The sequence below is a fragment of the Streptomyces sp. NPDC007856 genome, assembly GCF_042868225.1.
In the GTDB taxonomy this organism is placed as follows: Bacteria; Actinomycetota; Actinomycetes; order Streptomycetales; family Streptomycetaceae; genus Streptomyces.
In genome coordinates this window covers 29,411-47,559 of sequence record NZ_JBIAEC010000028.1, presented here as the reverse complement: position 1 = coordinate 47,559, position 18,149 = coordinate 29,411, and the positions used below count along the sequence as shown (strand labels likewise).

Annotated in this window: 14 protein-coding genes; 7 read left to right on the top strand and 7 right to left on the bottom strand. The window is 72.1% G+C overall.

All coding sequences use genetic code 11. The features are described 5' to 3' along the window. Positions 1-7: 7 nt before the first annotated feature. On the bottom strand, positions 8-751 hold the full coding sequence (locus tag ACFYOH_RS40165; protein ID WP_388636183.1) for a hypothetical protein: 744 nt from the start codon (positions 749-751) through the stop codon (positions 8-10). A 174-nt stretch (positions 752-925) separates the two neighbouring features. On the opposite strand from ACFYOH_RS40165, the gene ACFYOH_RS40160 reads away from it, so the two are divergent. The 3 genes from ACFYOH_RS40160 to ACFYOH_RS40150 all read left to right on the top strand — a co-directional run bounded on the left by ACFYOH_RS40160 (position 926) and on the right by ACFYOH_RS40150 (position 4,418). Further along, a complete protein-coding gene (locus tag ACFYOH_RS40160) occupies positions 926-1,660 on the top strand; it encodes a Crp/Fnr family transcriptional regulator (RefSeq protein ID WP_388636181.1) in 735 nt (244 codons plus the stop codon). Positions 1,661-1,741: 81 nt separating this feature from the next. Next, positions 1,742-4,153, top strand: a complete 2,412-nt coding sequence (locus ACFYOH_RS40155; RefSeq protein ID WP_388636179.1) for a hypothetical protein — start codon at positions 1,742-1,744, stop codon at positions 4,151-4,153. Positions 4,154-4,187: 34 nt separating this feature from the next. Continuing rightward, positions 4,188-4,418 carry a hypothetical protein gene (locus ACFYOH_RS40150; protein ID WP_388636177.1) on the top strand — a complete coding sequence of 77 codons (231 nt, stop codon included), beginning with the start codon at positions 4,188-4,190 and terminating at the stop codon, positions 4,416-4,418. 54 nt (positions 4,419-4,472) lie between these two features. Here ACFYOH_RS40150 and ACFYOH_RS40145 read toward each other — a convergent pair whose 3' ends face one another. Continuing rightward, a complete protein-coding gene (locus ACFYOH_RS40145; protein ID WP_388636175.1) occupies positions 4,473-5,270 on the bottom strand; it encodes an FHA domain-containing protein in 798 nt (265 codons plus the stop codon). Positions 5,271-5,440: 170 nt separating this feature from the next. Here ACFYOH_RS40145 and ACFYOH_RS40140 point away from each other — a divergent pair, with 170 nt between their 5' ends. Next, complete coding sequence (locus tag ACFYOH_RS40140) at positions 5,441-7,069, top strand: protein kinase (protein WP_388636173.1); 1,629 nt, start codon at positions 5,441-5,443, stop codon at positions 7,067-7,069. A gap of 275 nt (positions 7,070-7,344) precedes the next feature. On the opposite strand, the gene ACFYOH_RS40135 is transcribed toward ACFYOH_RS40140, so the two are convergent. After that, positions 7,345-7,767, bottom strand: a complete 423-nt coding sequence (locus ACFYOH_RS40135) for a type II toxin-antitoxin system VapC family toxin (protein WP_388636171.1) — start codon at positions 7,765-7,767, stop codon at positions 7,345-7,347. Continuing rightward, the gene (locus ACFYOH_RS40130; RefSeq protein WP_388636169.1) at positions 7,764-7,994 is read right to left on the bottom strand and encodes an antitoxin; all 231 of its coding nucleotides are present in this window, start codon (positions 7,992-7,994) and stop codon (positions 7,764-7,766) included. Before ACFYOH_RS40130 ends, ACFYOH_RS40135 begins: the two co-directional genes overlap by 4 nt. Before the next feature lie 434 nt (positions 7,995-8,428). Here ACFYOH_RS40130 and ACFYOH_RS40125 point away from each other — a divergent pair, with 434 nt between their 5' ends. Then, positions 8,429-9,322: a glycosyltransferase family 2 protein gene (locus ACFYOH_RS40125; protein WP_388636167.1), complete on the top strand. Its 894-nt coding sequence runs from the start codon at positions 8,429-8,431 to the stop codon at positions 9,320-9,322. A 558-nt stretch (positions 9,323-9,880) separates the two neighbouring features. Beyond that, positions 9,881-13,108, top strand: a complete 3,228-nt coding sequence (locus ACFYOH_RS40120) for a BTAD domain-containing putative transcriptional regulator (RefSeq protein ID WP_388636165.1) — start codon at positions 9,881-9,883, stop codon at positions 13,106-13,108. A gap of 121 nt (positions 13,109-13,229) precedes the next feature. On the opposite strand, the gene ACFYOH_RS40115 is transcribed toward ACFYOH_RS40120, so the two are convergent. The 3 genes from ACFYOH_RS40115 to ACFYOH_RS40105 all read right to left on the bottom strand — a co-directional run bounded on the left by ACFYOH_RS40115 (position 13,230) and on the right by ACFYOH_RS40105 (position 16,432). Then, complete coding sequence (locus tag ACFYOH_RS40115) at positions 13,230-14,930, bottom strand: bifunctional 3'-5' exonuclease/DNA polymerase (protein ID WP_388636163.1); 1,701 nt, start codon at positions 14,928-14,930, stop codon at positions 13,230-13,232. 46 nt (positions 14,931-14,976) lie between these two features. After that, positions 14,977-15,738 (bottom strand): Clp protease N-terminal domain-containing protein, encoded by a 762-nt coding sequence (locus tag ACFYOH_RS40110; RefSeq protein ID WP_388636162.1) that lies wholly within the window; start codon positions 15,736-15,738, stop codon positions 14,977-14,979. 67 nt (positions 15,739-15,805) lie between these two features. After that, positions 15,806-16,432 (bottom strand): LysE family translocator, encoded by a 627-nt coding sequence (locus tag ACFYOH_RS40105; RefSeq protein ID WP_388636160.1) that lies wholly within the window; start codon positions 16,430-16,432, stop codon positions 15,806-15,808. Positions 16,433-16,666: 234 nt separating this feature from the next. On the opposite strand from ACFYOH_RS40105, the gene ACFYOH_RS40100 reads away from it, so the two are divergent. Further along, positions 16,667-17,776: a DUF2786 domain-containing protein gene (locus tag ACFYOH_RS40100; RefSeq protein WP_388636158.1), complete on the top strand. Its 1,110-nt coding sequence runs from the start codon at positions 16,667-16,669 to the stop codon at positions 17,774-17,776. The last annotated feature ends 373 nt before the right edge of the window (positions 17,777-18,149 follow it).

The following is an 18,149-nucleotide window of genomic DNA, read 5'->3' as shown; positions in this document are numbered from 1 at the left end:
GCGCGTATCAACCTCGGTCGTTGTGGCGGATGTACTGGTCGCCCCGGTGCACGGCGAAGACCGTGCCGTTTCCTGTGGCCTGGACGAGTTGCTCCACGGTCCGCGGCTCGGGCTGCGCAGGCTGCTCGGCGGAGTCGGAATCCCGGCCGGAACCGACCCGCGGCCCGACGGGGCTGCCCGGGTACCAGAGCCAGGCCCGCGCGGCGTATTCCTTGACCCGGACGTCGGCCGCGGTGAAGGCGTCGGCTTCGAGCCCCTCGTAGCCGTGCCCGACTGTTTCCTCGTAGAAGTGGTGCGAAAGGATCGCGGCCAGCGGGGTGCCGCCGGTACCGGCGAGGGTCGCGTGCCGCAGCGGGGCCGAGTCGAGCAGCCGGGCCAGCGCCTCGAAGGGGGCGCCGGAGACGGTGCCGTCCGGATCGAGCCGGATCTCCCCCGCGTGCACCGCGGCCCGCACCCGCAGCCGGGTGTCCGCGCCGGCGTGCCGGTTGTGCTCACGGATCCGTGAGCCCAGCTCCGGGAGCAGCGGGAACAGCAGTCTGGCCTTGGGCAGTGCGGCCGGGGCGACGAGCCGGCAGCCGTCGCCGGTGTCGACGTACGCGAAGTCCCGCGCGTCCAGATCCGCGACGCCCAGGGCGTCGGACAGCGCGGAACGCAGAATTCTGCGGATCTCCTGCAGCCGCTGCTCGCCGCGGCCCGCGGAGCCCGCGATGTCACACGCCAGCAGGGCTCGGTATTCGTACCTCGGATTCACTATTCCTCCGCGATCACGACGGGGGCAGGCAATTCGAAGATCGATTTGCTGTCGTCCCGGTCATCCGGTGTCGACAAGATGATTGACGAGACGGTAGAGGAGGGGTCCCCGGGTAGAACGGCTACTAATACGGCTTGTGCGGCTTCGGCCGCACGAGGAAGAGAGGTGTGGCCGATGAGCAACACACGGGTTCGCGGGGCCGCGGCCTACTGGCCGCCGGCCGGGCTGCTCGGCCGGGTCGACGAGGCCGACCGCGGAATCCTCATGGGACTCGGCCACGGCGTGGCCTACCCGGCTGGCCAGATCACCATCCGCGAGGCCGACACCTCGGACTTCGCGCTGCTCCTGCTCGGCGGCATGGTGAAGGTCACCGCGCACGCGCAGGACGGCCGCGAGGCGCTGCTGGCCGTGCGGATGGCCGGGGACCTGGTCGGGGAGTTCGCCGGGATCGACGGCCAGCCGCGCGTCGGCACTGTGACCGCCTGTGGCAGGGTGCTGGCCCGCTACATACTGCGTTCCGAACTGCTGGAGTGCACCAAACAGCACCCCACCATAGGACTTGCGCTCAGCGCGAGCGTGGTGGCCAAGCTGCGTACGGCGACCGGCCGGATCGTCGATTTCACCGGTTGTGACGTGCTCGGACGGCTGGCCAGGATCCTGCACCACCTGGCCGTCACCTACGGGCGTCCCGGCCGGAACGAAGCCCAACTCCCGCTGTCGCAGCCGGAGATGGCCACCCTGGTCGGCGCGGCGGAGTCGTCGATCCACAAGGCCCTGCGGGTGCTGCGGGAGTCGGGCGCAATCGTGACCGGCTACCGCAGGATCACGATCCTCGACCTGGATCACCTCGCCCGGCTCGCCGTCGCGGCCGGGCCCGCCGGATTGCCGGCGATCTCGCCGAACACGTAAAAACGCCGGGTTCGCACGACGGTTCGGCGCCAGCCTGACCGAGTGGCGGGACCCGGGCGTTGGAGAGGACGGGGGAAGAAGATGTCGGAGAACAACGGTGTTCCGGACGATTCAGGGCGGATCCGGGCCGGCGACGTGTCCGGAACGATGGTCGTAGGCAGCCACAACACCGTGAGCAACCTGAAGATCACCGCCGAGTCCGGTTCGACCGTCACCGTGCACGGGGGACCGCTGCCGGATCCGGTCAAGCGCCCGTCGATCTCCCAGCTGCCGCGGTCCGCCGCCGAGCCGCTGATCGGACGAGCGCGGGACGTGCACGCACTGCGAGAGGCGATCGAGACACGTCAGTTGGTGCAGGTCTGGGGCGCGTCCGGGGTCGGCAAGAGTGCGTTGCTGCGCCACCTCGCGTGCACGATGGCGCGCGGGCCCGAAGGCGCGGCCTATATCGAAGCCGGCGGACGTACGGCTGATGACATCGCGCAGGCGATATTCGACATCAGCTTCGACGCGCCGAACTACAAGCCGTCGTTGGAGGTGCTGAAGGAGCATCTGAAGGCCCTGCGGCTGCGGATCTACCTGGACGACGCGGGGCTCGACGAGAAGGACCTGCGCCGGCTCTTCGACATGGCCGAGCAGTCCACGTTCGTCTTCACCTCGCAGCAGCGGTCCGCGGTCGACGGTGTGCACGCGATCCGACTCGAAGGACTGACGGCCTCGGCGGCGGCGGAACTGGTGGCGGCACTGCTGTCCCGCGAGCTGCGGCCCGACGAGGCGCCGATCGTGGACGCGCTGTGCGACGCGGTGGACGGCAACCCGCTCCGGCTGCGGCGCATCGCCCTGTCGGCCGCGACCGGCAAGGGCCTGCCGGGCATCGCCGATCTTCCCGAACTGCTTCCCGCGCTGCTGAACAGGCTCCGGCCGCAGGAGCGCGACCTGCTGTACCTGCTCGGTTCGCTGTCCGGCGCCGAGTTGGCCCCCCGGCATCTCAATGATCTGCTCGGCCGGCCGGACACCGGCGCGCTCGCCGACGGCCTGGTGCGACACGGACTGCTGCTCGCCTCGGAGACCGGCTACAGCTGTCCGCCGGATGTTTCCGAGTGTGTGCTGAACATGCGGAAGACGGAGTTTCCCGCCGATCGGCTCTGCCGGGCGCTCACCGCCTGGGTCGAGGCGAGGGACACCACTCCGGACGACGTCGCGGCGCACTTCCAGGCCCTGGATGTCGCGGTGCTGCGAGCGGAGCAGAGCGGACACGCGCAGCTCGGCGCGGGGCTGGCCCGTGCCGCCTCGCCGAAGCTGGCGCTGTCCCGGCAGTTCGACGCGTGGGGCAGCCTGCTCGGAGCCGGTTGGGCAGCGGCGAAGAGCGCGGGGGACAAGGAGGGTGAGGAGTTCTTCCTGCGCGAGGCTCGCACCCGCCGGAAGGCGATCGGGCGGGCCGCACAGACGACGGCCCTGGTGCTCGAGGCGGAGGTGCTGTGGCGGGAACTCGCCGCCCTGCACGCGCATTCGGCGGCCCATCGAGTCGCCGACGCGGCGTCGGTCACCGCCCCGCCGACCACCACACCGCCGGTCCACCCGGTTACCCCGACGCACAGTGCGGTCAACACGCAGGCCATCACCCACTCGACCGTCCCCACCTCCGCCCCTTCGGCTCCCGCGCACACAGCCCTGCCCGCACACGCGGCGAGGCCGGTGGTCGACCTGTCCCACGCCTCCGCACAGCCGCACGTCGCCGCCTACGCGGCCGGCGCACACTCAGCCGTACCGACACCCCCGCGGATCGACCTCTCGGCGGCGCATTCTTCCGTCACCCCGTCGACGCACGCCGCGAGCACCACGACGACCTCGGCGAGCACAGGCCACACGGGGCTCGTCGGCGCCGGTGCGACAGGTGCCAAGGGTGGACTATCGGCACTCGCCCTCGCCTGCACGCTCGGCCTCGCGGCCGTGCTGGGCGTGGGTGCCATGGTCTACGCGAACGACCAGCCGAACTCGTCTCAAGCCGTCACGTCGAGCCCTTTCAGCACGCCGAACCTGAGCGACGACACCTTGCCCACCGACGACACCTCGCCGACGCCCACCGTCGATCCCTTGTGCGCGACCGTGATCTCCGAACTGTCGTCAGAGACCCAGCAGTTCAACACCGACGCCGCCATCGCCTCCGCTGCGGTCGACACGTACAACAGCGACATGGCCTCCTACAACTCGGGCGCCACGTCCACCGTTCCCGACGACAGCACGTTGCTCTCCGACGTCAGCACCGTCATCAGCGACCTGAATTCCCTCGAGTCCACGTTGCAGGAGGCCGTCTCGCAGGCCCAGGACAGCTCCGTGGCATCAGACCTCAACGGCATGCTGACCGCCACTCAGCAGATGCAGAGCATGTATCAGTCGTACGAGAACGATCCGAAGAATTCCCAGGTCGACCCGTCGAGTCAGGCCTCGGCGATGAACTCGGCATCGGACAGCCTGCAGACCGACTGCGGCGCCTGACCCTCCCTGAGACCAACCAGTAGAAAGGCCGGCCATGCCCGCGGAATCCACACACGGAGACATCCACACCGGGGACGTCTCCGGCACCTTCGTCGTAGGAGACAACAACCGCGTGACGAACACGACGCGTGACCCCGAGCAGCCGCAGCCGCAGCCGCAGCCGCAGCAGAGCTCGGCGGAGGACCAGGCAGCCGCCTTCGCAGTCCAACGCGGCACCATGCACGTCACGTACAACGCCGCAGCCGAGCGTGAGGCGGAAGGCTGAGAAACGCCGCGTCCCAGGCCGACGATCGGCCGGGGCACGTACCCTGCGATCCGCTCAGTCCTTGTCGGCCAGCAACTCCAGGTCCTGAGCACTCAGCGTCGCCGTCTTCAGCAGTTCCCTGATCAGGTTGACACTGAGTGTCGAGCCGACCGGTTCGCCGACCTCGTCGCGCAGCAGTCCGCGCACGCCCCGGCGGTGCAGCCGTTCGCGCACGTCCTCGACCGTGTTCGCGACCGACTTGTAGGTCCAGGACTTGGTCGCGTACGGGGAGGCGTTGACCAGGCGGGCCGTGTCCTCCCAGGCCAGCGGGAGCGGGAAGGCGTCGTGGCCCTCCAGGTAGCGCCGGGCGAGTGCGGTGAGCACCAGCCGCTCCTGCGGGGAGAGTTCGTAGACCGTCTCGGGATCCACGGTCTCCGCACCGCTCGTGGAGCGGGGGTTCCGGTCGTCCTCGTCGTCCACGACGCGGACCTCCACCAGGTGGGAACGCCGCTTGGACGAGTTGATCACCAGCGGGGTGTACCCGGACTCGATGAGCCGCTTGTGGCCGGTGAGCATCAGCACCCCGTCGGGCAGTTCGATCGGCAGATTGCCGGTGTTGACCAGCCACCAGTCGCCGTCCGTGGCCGTGCAGGTGAACACGCCGTGCCGACGGCTGACCGTCGGGTCGTCGACACCGACGGGCACATGTACGTCCTCGCGGTCGCGCCCGAACAGCAGCGTGTACCGGCGCGGCGGCACGGCGTACCCGCCCTCCGGACCCAGTACGAAGATCGTCCCCGGCGGCGCCGAGGGCACCCTGTCGGAGGGACTACCCGGCGGCAGCATCTGGGGTGGGAAGTTTCCGTACGCCATATCACATACCTCCGGCTCGGCTCGCGTCAGTGTATGAGCGCACCGCGAGGACCGGTCCTCCCACAGATGCGTACGCTGGGCAAGGCGCGTTCGCCGCCAACTCGTGTTGCCTTGCCCTCACTTGCTCGATAGCCTGCCCGCCGTGAGCGCGAGCGGCCGGGGCACTGCTGATGATGGATAGCACGATCGCCGAACCGCTCGGCGCGGACGATCCGCAGGAGATCGGCAGCTTCAACATCATCGGTCTGCTCGGCGTCGGCGGCATGGGCGAGGTCTACCTCGGGGCGTCCGACAAGGGCTACGCCGCCGTCAAGCGCGTCCGGCCACGGTTGGTCTCCAGCGAGCGCTTCGAACGCGAGGTCGGCATCCTCTACCGTGTGCCGACCGGGGTCGGGCCGCGGGTGCTGGCGAGCGACGGCACCGCGGAACGTCCCTGGTTCGCCACCGAGTACGTGCCCGGACTCACCGTGGACGAGGCGGTCCGGCTGCGCGGCCCGCTGCCCGCCGAGGCGCTGTGGCTGCTGCTGGCCGAGGCGGCCACTCACCTGTCGGCCGTGCACGCGTTCGAGATCGTGCACCGTGACGTCAAGCCCGGCAACGTCATGCTGGTGCGGGACGGCGTGAAGCTGATCGACTTCGGCATCGCGCGCGCCGCGGACCAGGCGAGGCTCACCAAGAGCGGTGGCAGCTACGGTACGCAGGGATTCTCGGCACCGGAACAGCAGGCCGGGGACGAGGACGTGGACGCGCCCGCGGACGTCTACTCGCTCGGGGCGCTCGTGCTCTACGCGGCTTCGGGCCGCACGCCCGGTGTCGTCGCCGACGTCGAGCCGCTGCGTGCCGTGGACGCCGACCTCGCCGCCGTCATCGGGTCCTGTCTCGCGACCGGCCCCGGAGCCCGCCCCACCGCCGGAGAGGTGGTGGAGGCGGCCCGCGCACACCTGCCTGTTCCTCCTCCCTCCTGGCCTTCCGAGGTCATGTCACGCATCGCCTCGCGACGTGCCTTCGCCGCGACGCCGGTCGGCAAGCTGGAGACCGTCCCGCCGCCGGACCTGGATGCGGATCCGACGCCTGAGACCGCGCCCCCGTCCGCCGCGTTACCTCGCCACCCACGCAAACGCCTGCTCCTGCTCCCGATCGCCGCAGTGATCGCCCTCGGCGCCGTCGCAGCGTTCGTACTCGTCCCGTCCGCTTCCCGGCACAACGGCGCTGCGCATCCGTCCGACAGCGCGTCGGTCAGCGTCGAGCCCGTGGCCGGGGCGACACGGACGTCCTCCGCGAGCCCAAGCCGTTCGGCCTCGCCCACCGCTGAGTCCGGGCGCCCGACCCCGGTCGTCCCGGCCGGCACGGACACGGCCGTCCCGCCGAGCGCGTCCAGCGCGCGTTCGCCCTCCGGCCCCGCCGCGACCGCCGCATCCTCAGCAGCCGCCACCCGCGTCACCTCGTCGTCGATCAGTGGTATCAACGGCAGCGATGACCCGCAGCAGGTCAAGGGCTCCGAGGCGGACACCTCCTGGTTCGGCAACGATGCCGCCTGCTCCGCCTGGCTGGACGACAGCGGCTCCGGCGAACTCGCAGGCGTGCTCAACACCTCCCTGAACCAAAGCTGTGGCGCCGAGCTCTACCGCAGCGACGGCATCGCGTACACGTTCCGGGCCTCCTGGGGCGCCGCGAAAACAAGTTTCATCTCAGACGTCGGCCACACGATGTGGATCTGCGTCTGGAACGCGAGCGACCGATCCGACGAGCAGTGCTCCGCCCGCTTCGCCATGAACGGCGACACCCCGGTCAAGGAGTGAAACAAACGGCACAACCCGTGGGCCTCCCGAGCCGCAAGGGAGGCTGGCGCGGCTCATGTGCGCGGGCTGTTTGAGTCCGCGGGCGAGCGTGTGGGACTACTGCCACGAGGCTTGACCATCCGGACGGATCCGCTCCGCTCCGGCTCACGGCAAGGGGAGCGCCCGAATCTGATCGGGGCGCGGCGGACGCCAAGGCCAGACCCAGTGCGGCGACAACTAGGAACCCCACAGACCGTGCATGGGTTGTGGAGCCGCGCGCGTTGGTGCCGCTGAGGTCAGGTGCTGGGTGCCTCGAAGGTCTCGATCGGGCAGCGTGCTGCCCCGCTGCGCTCGATCCTGGCGTCGCTGGTGATCAGCGGAATACCGAGGCTCTCGGCGAGGGCCACGTAATGCGCGGCGTAGACGGAGAGGTTGTTCGACAGCTCGCGTACGCGCTGCCACAGGACCAGTGTGGGGTGCAGGTCGAGGGCGAGGGCCTGGTAGTCGGTGATCGCCTTCAGGGCTTCCTTTTCCGTGATCTTCGGCTTGCCCCCTCGCCGACCGCGGGCCAGTCCGAAGGCGGCCGAGGTGATCTCGTAGTCCAGCAGGCCCGGGGCTGCGAGAGTGTCGGCGCGGCCCACCCGCTCACGGATCGCGGTCCCGGTCTCGCCGTGGTCGAGGAGGAAGTGGACGAGGCTGGAGCAGTCAATGACGATCAACGTCGGTCCCGCGCGTCCTCGATGGCGTCGAGGATGTCGGTCGTACTGAGCTCGGTGCGGGTTTCACGCTCCAGGCGTGCGGCCATCTCCGCCAGGGTGGGCTTGGCGGCTTCCCGGGAGAGAAGGTCCAGGGCGTATGCCTGGAGCGACTTGCCCGCCTGTGCGGCGCGGACCTTCAGGGCGTTGACCGTGTCGTCCGGGACATCACGGATCGTAATGGCGGTCATGCCTTCATTTTAGCAGCGGTGCAGGCAATATGCAGTCGTCAGGGGCTGGTCGTACTGCACGCCGGTGCTGACCCAACCGTGCGGCGTGCGACTGCCCCTTCCCCGCCGCTGGCCGGATGGTGACCCACACTCGGCAGGGCCGCCTACGTACGGCCAGCGCCTCTGGCCGAACAGCTGGACTGGGGTTTCTTGTGTGCTGGGGGAGAAACGGGCTCCCGGTGCCGATCGCGGCACGCCCGCCCGGAGGGGGTGCGGCCGGTGGACGGGGGATGCCGTCACCGCTCGGTTTCCATGCCCGGACAAACGCGGAGCAAAGGGGCTGCAAAGTGAATCGGGGTCTGGTGAACCCGCGGATCTGAGGCAACATCTTGGTGAACGGCGGGCGCCGCGCGGTCAGGGCGCGGCGCCGCCGGCGGCCGGATGGGGTGAGGGACGTGGTGGAGCCGAGGATCGCCGTAGCCGTGGTGACCATGGGCAACCGGCCCGCCGAGGTCGACGCCCTGCTGGAGTCCGTGGCCAAGCAGGACCTCGCCCCCGCCCGCATCGTGATCGTCGGCAACGGCTGCCGGCTGCCCGAGTTCGCGCGCCGGCTCTCCCTGCCCGGCGAGGTCACCACCATCGACGTGGAGGAGAACCTCGGCTGCCCGGGCGGCCGCAACGTCGCCCTCGCCCGCCTGCGGGAGTACGGCGACGTCGACGTCGTGGTGGAACTGGACGACGACGGCCTGCTCGTCGAGGCCGACGTGCTGCGGCGCGTACGGGACCTGTACGCCGCCGACCCGCGCCTCGGTATCGTCGGCTTCCGGATCGCCGACGAACACGGCGAGACCCAGCAGCGGCACGTACCCCGCGTGGGCAAGTCGGATCCGCTGCGCGGGGGTTACGTCACCGGGTTCCTCGGCGGCGGGCACGCCCTGCGCATGGCGATGCTGGCCGAGACGGGGGACTGGCCCGCGGAGTTCTTCTTCGCGCACGAGGAGACCGACCTCGCCTGGCGCGCCGCCGACGCCGGCTGGAAGATCCTCTACGCCCCCGAGCTGCTGCTCCAGCACCCCAAGACCTCGCCGGCCCGACATGCCATCTACTACCGCGTCAATGCCCGCAACCGCGTCTGGCTCGTGCGGCGTCGGCTGCCGCTGCCGCTCGTCCCCGTGCACCTCGGCGTCTGGACGCTGCTCACCCTCGCCCGCACGCGCTCTGCGGCGGGGCTGAAGGCGTGGTTCGGCGGGTTCGAGGAAGGGCTGCGGAAACCGGCCGGTGAGCGCCGGCCCATGCGCTGGCGGACGGTGTGGCGGCTCACCCGGCTGGGGCGCCCGCCGGTGATCTGAGGTGCGGGGCGCCGGACGGCGGGTGGGGGTCCTTTTCGGTGGGTGTCCGCGTCCGCGGGAGCCGTCATCACTGGGAGCAGTCATCGGTGCGATGGGCTGGGCGCCTTCGTCGATCGCCTGGCCGGCCTGAAAGGGACTGGGGCAGGGAACGGGACGGGGCCCCGGGCGTTCACCTCCGCCGACCGGGGCCCCTTGCGTCCCCGGACCCGGCCTACGGCGACACTCCCCCGAGTTACGCGACATGCGCGCGCGCCGTCGGACCAGATCCGATGGAAATGATCACATCAGGATTCGCCAACGGATCGCTAACATGTGGCCAACGGTTCGTCGGCCGATGGCGGGCCCGTTGGCCGGAATTCGCCGACGGTATCCGAAACAGGCCGTAGGGCAGGCCGATCCGCGGCCGGTCCGGCCGGCAGAAGGTGGCGGGAAACCGTTGTGAACAGGGCGGAATTCCGCCAGGGAACCGCGGGCACAGGCTCGCAGGGAACGGCGGGCACGGGCCCGTCGCGGAGCACGGTCGGTCCCGACCGCGCGGGAAGGCAGTGGGGCGGCGTGATGCGGCGGTGCGAGCTGCGGTTCGGACTGCTGGGGCCGCCGGTCCTGTACGACCGACAGCCGTTCGGGATCTCGTACGAGACTCCCGACGCCCTTCCCGGCAACTCTCCCCACGACGGCACCAATACCGACAACGGCGTCCGTGCCATCGGCAGCCCGAAGGTGCGCGCGCTGCTGGCCGCACTGCTGCTGGAGCCGGGCCGGGTCGTGTCGGTGGAGTCGCTGAAGGACGCCCTGTGGGGCGGGGCGCCGCCGGTCTCCGCGCAGGCGTCCCTGCACAACCACGTCACCCGGCTGCGCCGGCTCCTGGACGACCCCGACCGGCTCAGGGCCGTACCGCCGGGATACGTGATGCGCGTGAATCAGGGCGAGTTGGACGTGCATGTCTTCGACGCCCGGGTCGCCGAGGCGCGTGCCGCGCATGCCCGGCGGGACTGGCCGGGTGTCGTACGGGCCTGTACGGCCGCGCTCGCGCTCTGGCGCGGCGCACCGCTCAGCGGGCTCCCCGCAGACCTCGGCGGTTATGCCCTGGTGCAGCGGCTGGAGGAGGCCCGGCTGCTCTTGCTGGAGTGGCGCTACGACGCCGAACTAGCCCTGGGTGGAGCGCGGTTGGCCGGAATCTTCCCGGAGCTCGCCGCGCTGGTCGCCGAGTATCCGCTGCGGGAGGCGTACCACCGTCAGCTCATGCTCGCCCTGCACCGTAGCGGCCGTCAGGCCGAAGCCCTCGCCGTACACCGCGATCTGCGCGCCCGCCTGATCGAGGAACTCGGCATCGAACCCGGTCCGGCGGTCCGCGAGGCCCATGTCGAGGTGCTGCGGGGGAGAGGCGGGGAACGAAAGGGGACCGAGGAGGAGCGCGAGGGGCGACGGCGGGACGTGGCGGGCGACCACCAGGCCGTGGGCGCCGGTCACTTGGGCGGTGCCGTCGAGGAAGCCGAAACGCCGGGCCCGCACGAGGGCGGTGCCGCGCCGGACGCCCGGCAGACCCCGCGGCCCGCGCAACTCCCGGCGCCACCGGCGCACTTCACCGGTCGCGTCGAGGTCCGCCGCGAGCTGCGGCGCGCGCTCACCGAGCCGCCCGCCCCGGCTCCGGCCGTCGCCGTGATCAGCGGTATGGCGGGCGTCGGCAAGAGCGCGCTCGCCCTGGCGGTCGCGCATGAGCTGCGGGAACGTTTCCCCGATGGGCAGCTGTACGTCAATCTGCACGGCGCCACCCCCGGCATGGCCCCGCTCAGCTCCGTCCAGGCGCTGGCCGCGCTGCTCCGCGACCTGGGCGCCGAGCCCCGCAGCATCCCCGAACACCCGGACGCAGCCGCCGCGTTGCTCCGCTCGCTGCTCGCCCCTGCCCGCGTTCTGCTGGTGCTGGACGACGCGGCGAACGCGGCCCAGGTGCGGCCCCTGCTGCCGGCCGGGCCCGGCTGCGCGGTGATCGTCACCAGTCGCTCGCCGCTGACCGCGCTCGACGGCGCCCGGCGCTTCCCGCTCGCCCCGCTGACCGGCGAGGACAGCGCGGCGCTGCTGCGCGCCGTGAGCGGCCGCGAGGGACTGGACGCGGGTCACCCGCTGGTCGAGCTGACCGGCCGGCTCCCGCTGGCGCTGCGCGTCGTGGCCGCCCGGCTCGCCGCCCGCCGCGCCCTGACCCCAGACGTGCTGGCGGGCCAACTCGCCGAGACGGGCGGCCGGTTGCGCCATCTCGAGTACGACGACCTGAGCGTCCGGCGTTCCCTGGCCGTCGCTCATGACGCGCTCGCCGCCGCCGAGCGCGAGGAGGACCGGGACGCGGCCCTCGCGCTGCGCCGCATCGGCGCGCTGGACCTGCCGACCTACGGCGCACCGCTGATCGCCCGCCTCACCGGCACCGACGCGCGGCGCGCCGAGGCGGCCCTGGACCGCCTGGTCGACGTCGCCCTCCTGGAGGAGACCGCCTACGGCCGTTACGCCCCGCACGACCTGGTCCGCGACTTCGCCCGTGAACTGGCGGACACGGGGAAGGACACCGGCGTGGGAGCGCCGAGCGGCCTTCCGGACACGGACAGCGAGCGGATCCCGGGCACGCGGGGCGAGGCCGGCCGGCGGACCGACCTCGCCGCCGTGCCCGCCCCCGACCTGATCGCCCTGCGCTGGTACGCCGCCGTGGCCGAACGGCTGCTGGAAGCGATCGCGGAGCCCGGGATCGACCAGGAGGACCGGCGCCGGCCCACCTCGGCGCAGCCGCCGGAGCACGCTGCCGACGTGGCCGCGCTGGCTTCCTTCGAGTCCGCCGAGCAGGCCTTCGGCTGGGGCGAAGTGGAGCTGGAGAACGTCGTCGCCCTGGTGTCACGCAACGCGGGTGTGTCCGACCCGCGCCGGGCCGCGCACCTCTCGACGCTCGCACGGCTGCTCTTCCCCTACGTCCAGCGCGGCGGCCGGGTCGCCGAGATGGAGGTGCTGGGGCGGGTCGCGCTCGGGGCGGCGACGCGGCTCGGGGACGCGGCGGCCGAGGCGTACGCCCTCGGCGATCTGGCGGGCCTGCACTTCCTGACCGGCCGGCAGAAGGACGCCCTCGCTCTCACCGACCGGTCCCTGGAGATCTGGCGCCGGCTCGGTGTCGTCTCCCGGATCCGGCGCTGCCTGAACAACCGGGGCCTGCTGCTGGAGGGGCTCGGGCGGTTCGCGGAGTCCGGGGAGGCGCTGCGGCAGAGTCTCGCGTACTCGCGGCAGCTGAACGACCCCTACGGAGAGGCCGTCACCCACAGCCATCTCGGCAACCTCTACGAACACACCGATCCGCGTGCCGCCATCGAGCAGCACCGGCGTTCGCTGGCGATCGGGGACGCGATCGGCGCGGTCATCGTGCAGCACTCGGCGCACTGCAACATCGGCTATGCCCATCTCACCCTCGGCGAACCGGCAGCCGCGGCGGAGCATTTCGAGGAGAGCCTGCGCATCCTCGGCGGGCACGGCGACTGGCACGGGGAGTCCCAGACCCGGCTCGGCCTGGTCCGCGCGCTGCGGCAGCTGGGAGAGACCGAACGGGCGGGTCGCGAGTGCACCGAGCTGCTGCGCCGGGCCGACGCTCGCGCCGACCGCTACATGGGTGGCCTGGCCCGGCACCAGCACGGGCTGCTGCTGAGCGCGCGGGGGCGGCGGGCGGAGGCGTACGACGCCTGGCGCGCGGCACTCGCGGCGCTGGACGGGACCGACGAGCAGGCGGTCGTGGCGGAACTGCGGGAGCTTCTGGCGGAGTGAGCGAACGGCTGCCGAACAGCTCGCACGCAGTGGCCCAAGGCTTGGGGTGCAGCTCGCGCGGAGTGGCCGGCAGAGGTGCGAGCAGCGCTTGCGAAGTGGCCGAAGTGCGCCCGCGCGGCGCTCACTTGGCGTCGGCATAGCACTCCACCACCGCCGTGGTGAACGGGAACCGCACCGGTGTCTCGCCGAACGCCAGCCGGCCGGCGAGGTCGGCGGACGCGCGGATGGCCTGGACGACCGCGTCGGCCTCCTCGGCGGGGCAGTGCACGATCACCTCGTCGTGCTGGAAGAAGACCAGCTCCGCCTTGAGGTCCGCGCAGGCCCGGCGGAGCCCGGCGAGCATCAGCAGGGCCCAGTCGGCGGCGCTGCCCTGGACGACGAAGTTGCGCGCGAAGCGGCCCCGCGCCCGGGAGTTGCTGGAGGCGTAGCCGGGGACCCAGGCGGTCTGGCCGTCGGTCTGCGTCTCGGCGTCGTCGTCCCCGACGGGGATGCCCGCCTCGTCTGCCGCGTCCTCGCCGGATCCGGCGGCCGGCGGACAGGTCCGGCCCAGCCAGGTGCGCACGAGCCGGCCCTCCTCGCCCGCGCGTGCCGCCTCGTCGACGTAGGCGACGGCCTTGGGGAAGCGGCGACGCAGCGCGGCCAGGTTCTTCAGGCCGTCACCCGAGGTCTGGCCGTAGATCGCGCCCAGGACGGCGACCTTGGCCTGGTCGCGGTCGCCGGAGAAGGCGCGGTCGGACACGGACTGGTAGAGGTCGCTCGCGCGGCCGGCGACCTCCATCAGCCCGGGGTCGCGGGAGATGGCGGCGAGCACGCGCGGCTCCATCTGGTCGGCGTCGGCCACCACCAGCCGCCAGCCGGGGTCGGCGACCACGGCCCGGCGGATCACCTTGGGGATCTGCAGTCCGCCGCCGCCGTTGGTCACCCAGCGGCCGGTGACCGTGCCGCCGGCGAGGAACTCTGGGCGGAAGCGGCCGTCGCGCACCCAGTCCTGCAGCCAGGACCAGCCGTGTGCCACCCAGATGCGGTACAGCTTCTTGTACTCCAGCAGGGGTTCGACGGCGGGATGGTCGACGGACCGGATCTCCCAGCGACGGGTGGACTTCACCTTGATCCCGGCCTGCGCGAAGGCCTTGATCACGTCGGCGGGCAGGTCGGGGCGGACCCGGCGGCCGAAGGCGGCGGAGACCTCGTCGGCCAGCTCGGCCAGGCGGCGCGGTTCACCGCCGCCCGCGTACCGCTCGCCCAGCAGGTCGTGCAGCAGGCGGCGGTGGACCTCGGCGCTCCACGGCAGGCCCGCGTGGTTCATCTCGGCGGCCACCAGCATGCCGGCCGACTCGGCGGCCGTCAGCAGCCGCATCCGGTCCGGGAGGGCGGTCCGCTGGTGCCGCCGGAGCTGCTCGGCGTAGACCGCGAGGAGGTCGGTCAGGGGCAGGTGGCTGCCCGTGGGTTCGAACAGCGGGGACTGGGCGCCCGGTTCGGCCGAGCGCTGGGGCGGGTCGGGCGGTACGGGGCCGCCCCGGAGGCGGGCCAGGGCGGCGGCGGCCGAGCGTGGCTCGCCGTACCGGCCCTCGTGGCCCAGCAGGAGTGTCTCGGCGTCCTCGATGTCGTAGCACCGCTCCACTCGCACCCCCGTGGCGAGCAGACGCGGGTAGACCTCGGGGGTGGACCGCCACACCCAGCGCGTCACCTCCGGGCGGCTCCGCACCGCCCCGGCGAGATCGCTCTCCCGCCGCACCGGCCCGGCGGGCAGCCCGTCCGGGCCGAGGGGGGCGATGTCCACGCCTGAGTCCTCGGCCGGTGCGAGCGCCCACCGGTCGGTCATGACTGGAGTGTGGCAGCCGGGTCTGACAATCGCTGTGACCTGCTGTTCAGTCCTGCGATGCGGTGGCATCGCCCGCCCCGGCCGCCGGGAACTTCTGCTCCGCCAGCAGCGAGAGCGTCCTGGCGATGTACGCCTCCGCCGCGGACTTGGTGATGCCGAGGCCGCTGAGGACGCCCTGGCCGTTCTCCTGCTCGAGGAGCGCCAGCAGGATGTGCTCGGTGCCGATGTAGTTGTGGCCGAGCCGCAGGGCCTCGCGGAAGGTGAGTTCCAGGGCCTTCTTGGCGTCGGGGCCGTAGGGGACGAGGTCCGGGACCTCGTCCGCGGCGGGCGGGAGCGCGGCGGACGCGGCCTGTCGTACCGCGTCCAGCAGGACGCCCTGCTCGGTGATCGCCTTGGCCCCGATGCCCTCGGGCTCGGCCAGCAGCCCGAGGACCAGGTGCTCGGGGCGGCCCTCCGGGTTGCGGGCGGCCACCGCCTCGTTGTGCGCGGCCATGACCACGTTCCGCGCGCGCGGGGTGTAGCGGCTGAAGTCGCCGGCGTCGAGGCCGCCGGACTCCTTCGACACGAAGCGCTTCTGCGCCGCCTGCCGGGTCACGCCCATGCTCCGGCCGATCTCGGTCCAGGAGGCGCCCGAGCGCCGTGCCTGGTCGACGAAGTGGCCGATCAGGTGGTCGGCCACGTCACCGAGGTGGTCGGCGGCGATCACCGCGTCCTGCAGCTGTTCGAGGGGCTCGTTGTGGGCCTTCTTGATGGCCTCGATGAGGTCGTCGAGGCGTACGGATGCCGTGATGTTCGGGTTGGTCGCCATGTGTCAACCGTAGGTTGCGCCCCGAGGTGTGTCAACCGACAGTTGACAGTCCAGTTCTCCTGCTCGGTCACTTCGGTACGACCGCCAGACGCACCGCGAGCCCGGCGAAGACCGTCCCGCTGAAGTAGTCCAGGCCCCGGGCGACCCGCCGGCTGCGCCGCAGCAGCGAGGCGAGCTTCCCGGAGAGCAGCCCGACCGAGCCGTCCACCACCACGCCCATCGCCGTGATCGTGAAGCCCAGGACGAGGAACTGCTCGCGCACGTGGCCCAGGCCGGGGTTCACGAACTGCGGCAGGAAGGAGACATTGAAGAGGATCACCTTCGGGTTGAGGAGATTGGTGACGGCGCCCCGCCAGAACGCCCGCCGGTGCCCGTTCCCCGGTGCCGCCTCGGCCTCGATCGGGCCGCCGTCGCCCCGGAACGCCCTGACCGCGAGGAACAGCAGGTAGGCCGCGCCCGCCCAGTGCAGTGCTTCGTAGAGCGTCGGCAGGGTCAGGAACAGGGCTGACAGGCCGAGCGCCGCGGCGACCGTGTGCACCAGCATGGCGCAGGCGACCCCGAGGGCGGCCGCGAGCCCCGTCAGGGGGCCGCCCCGGCCGCCCACCGCCACGATGAACATCATGTCGGGGCCGGGAGTGACGCAGAGTGCGAAAGCGGCGATCAGGAACGCCGCGTAGAGAGACGTGTCCACCATGCCGCCATGCTTCGCTCGCTCCCACGCTCGCGTGGCGAATTCCAGGGACTGAGACGGTATGGCGGCCAATCGGTCGGCGGTCGGCGGCGTTGAGGTTCGGGACCCTCGGCGGGCAGGCTCTCCGGTCCTGTTGACCAGGGCCGCCACCCCTCCCGCCATCCGGGGGAGCCCTTCATCCACAGCCTGTGGACAAAGCTCGGTCCGCTGTCGGTGGGGCATGGCACGATCGACGATGTGACCAGCACAGCCAGCACGGTCGAGAGGGCCTTCAGGGCCGCCCTCTACGACGACACCGACACCGGCCTCGACACGGGCGCCTCCCTGCTCGCCGCCGATCCCGCCGCGGACGCCGAACTCGCGCGGCGGGGCGAGGAGTTCGTGGCGACGGCCTGGCAGCGCGGCTGGCAGCCCGCCGATGTCGTACGGCTGGTGCGGCGCGAGCTGGAGGACGCGCATGTGCGCCTGGCCACCACCCTGATCCGCGCCCAGGCCGGGCGGGACCGCCCGCGCGGGCACCGCTGGGCCGCCCAGTTGGCGGAGCTGCCCGCGGCGCCCGGCCGCGAGGCCGACCGCTTCGCGCAGGCCACGACCACGCTGGAGCTGTACCGCCTGCTGCTGCGCCTGCCCGCCCTGGAGCCCTTGGAGGAGGAGCGTCGGCGCGCCCCCGGCCCGGCCGCCTCCCGCATGCTCGCCCGGATCCGCGCGCTGCTCGCCAAGGCCGAGGCGACCGGGTATCCGGAGGAGGCGGAGGCGCTCAGTGCCAAGGCACAGGAGCTGATGGCGCGGCACAGCGTCGACGAGGCGCTGCTCGCCGCCGAGGCGCCCGCGCCGGACGCGCCCGGCGCGTGCCGGATCGGGGTCGAGCCGCCGTACGAACAGGCCAAGGCGGTGCTGCTCGACGCCGTGGCCGGCGCGAACCACTGTCGCGCGGTGTGGAACGAACCGCTCGGTTTCTCCACGGTCGTCGGCTTCGAGGCGGACCTGGAGGCGGTCGAGCTGCTCTACACCTCGCTGCTGGTGCAGGCCACGCACGCGATGACCAAGGCGGAGGCCGCGCAGAGAGCCGGCGGGCGGAAGCGGACCAAGACCTTCCGGCAGTCGTTCCTGGCCGCCTACGCCCACCGCGTCGGCGACCGGCTCGCGGCCGCCGCCGAGACGCAGGTCAGCCAGGACCTGCTGCCGGTCCTCGCCACCAGGGAGATAGCCGTCACCGACCGCCTGGAGCGCATGTTCCCCGAGACCACGACCACTCGCCTGCGCGGCGTGAGCGACGCGGCCGGCTGGACGGAGGGCGCAAGAGCCGCAGACCGAGCCCAGGTCAGACACCGCCCCAGACTGGAGTGAGCCCGGCCCAGGCGGAGAGAGCCCACCGACACCGGACATCGGCCCGCCCGAAGCCGACGAGAGCCCGCGGGGTCGGCCCGCCCGAGGCCGGCGGTGAGTTCACTCCAAGCTGGAACCGGCCGGCCTGAAGCCAACAGCCGGAGCCGGCCCGCTCGAAGCCGACGTCAGCCCGCCCGGGCTGACGAGCCCGCCCGAGGCTGGAGCCGGCCCGCTCGAAGCCGACGTCAGCCCGCCCCGGCTGGACCGAGCCGGCCCCGGCTGGACTCAGCCTGTCCGAAGCGGGGTCGGCCCGCCCGAGGCCGGCGGTGAGTTCACTCCAAGCTGGAACCGGCCGGCCTGAAGCCAACAGCCGGAGCCGGCCCGCTCGAAGCCG